The sequence below is a fragment of the Candidatus Infernicultor aquiphilus genome, assembly GCF_002784285.1.
Lineage (GTDB): Bacteria > Atribacterota > Phoenicimicrobiia > Phoenicimicrobiales > Phoenicimicrobiaceae > Infernicultor > Infernicultor aquiphilus.
On the sequence record NZ_PFKO01000276.1, the window covers coordinates 1 to 1,425 of the forward strand.

At 35.4% G+C, this 1,425-nt stretch carries 1 protein-coding gene; it reads right to left on the reverse strand.

Annotation, left to right across the window (positions count from 1 at the left end; all coding sequences use genetic code 11):
- Positions 1-1,371, reverse strand: a 1,371-nt coding sequence (dnaX, locus tag COZ07_RS07430) for a DNA polymerase III subunit gamma/tau (RefSeq protein ID WP_406607939.1), incomplete at its 3' end; no start/stop codon positions are given.
- Positions 1,372-1,425: the final 54 nt, after the last annotated feature.

Sequence of the window (1,425 nt, forward strand, 5' to 3'; positions counted from 1 at the left end):
TTGTTCAACAATTTTTCCTCCCATAATTTCCAGCGCGTCATCTATCAAAGAATCTTGTCGCCCTTCTTTTTCCGGAGTTTTTTCTTCTTTTGGCGCGACAACATTCCTATCTATTTCAACTTCTATGTAAACATTTGCTTTTAGTATGTTACCAAGCACTTTTTCTATTGTCAATCGGTTTTCAGGAGCGCTGAGTTTTTCTTGATAAAAAGAATAGGGAGTCGCTAGAATAACTTTGTTTTTTTCCAATTTTTTGGCGACACAATTAGAGAGAAAAGCGGAAAGGGAATGATTATAAGGATGAATGTCTAAAAGCAGTTTTTTCCAATTCAGTCTTATTTTTTCAATATCCAAATCCGGATTAATTTCTTTTTTTTCTTCCAATTCTTGTTTTTCTTTTAAGAGAGCTTTCGGCGCGGGAACGGGAGAAATTTTTTCTTGTCTATTTTCCTCCTTTTCAGAAGTTTCTTGTTTCAAAATTTTTTCCTCTTCTTTTTCTAAAATAGAGCCGGAGGAAGAAGTCAATTTTTCTTCTTCAAAAAATTTTCTTTCCATTTCATTCTCTTTTTTCCGGGAAGGAATTTTTCCGGTGGATTTTATAACGGCCATTTCTAAAGGGAGTTGGGGAATAACGGAAGAAGAAATTTTGTTTTGCGCTTCATTCAAAAAATCTATTGCGGAAACGATTTCTTCCGTTTGGGAAATTTTTGTCAAATCAATCATTTTTTCAATTTGTTCCGCAGTTAATTCATAGGAGAGGTATTTTTTCAATTGAGGACTTACTTTCAAAAGCAATACTTGACGCAAATAATTGATAGTTGACTTTGCCAAGACTTGAAGATCAATTCCGTCTGCTGAAAGTTCATTTATAACAGAAATAGCTTGCGAGGATTTTTTTTCAATGATGCACTTTGCCAAAATCGCGACATTTTTTTTGTCGGAAGATCCGGTAATTTCTTGAACTTCTTTAGCGGTGATGTTTTTATCTTCCAGCGAGATTATTTGTCCTAAAAGAGATTCGGCGTCTCGCATTCCTCCTTCTGAGGCGAGAGCGATCATTTCTAACGCTTCTTTTTCAATCTGCACTTTTTCCTTTTTAGCGATAAGAGAAAGTTTTTCAATTATGTGAGAAAAGGAAAGGCGAGTGAAATCAAATCTTTGACAGCGGGAAATAATGGTATCGGGAATTTTATGAATTTCTGTTGTGGCTAAAATGAAAATCACAAAAGCGGGCGGTTCTTCAAGCGTTTTCAAAAGAGCGTTAAAAGCTCCGGTAGAAAGCATATGCGCTTCATCAATTATATATATTTTATATCTCAAAGAAGACGGAGACAGTGCCACTGTTTCTCGCAATTCTCTGATATTATCCACTCCGGTGTTGGAAGCGGCGTCAATTTCAATAATATCTAATGATTTTCCCGAATT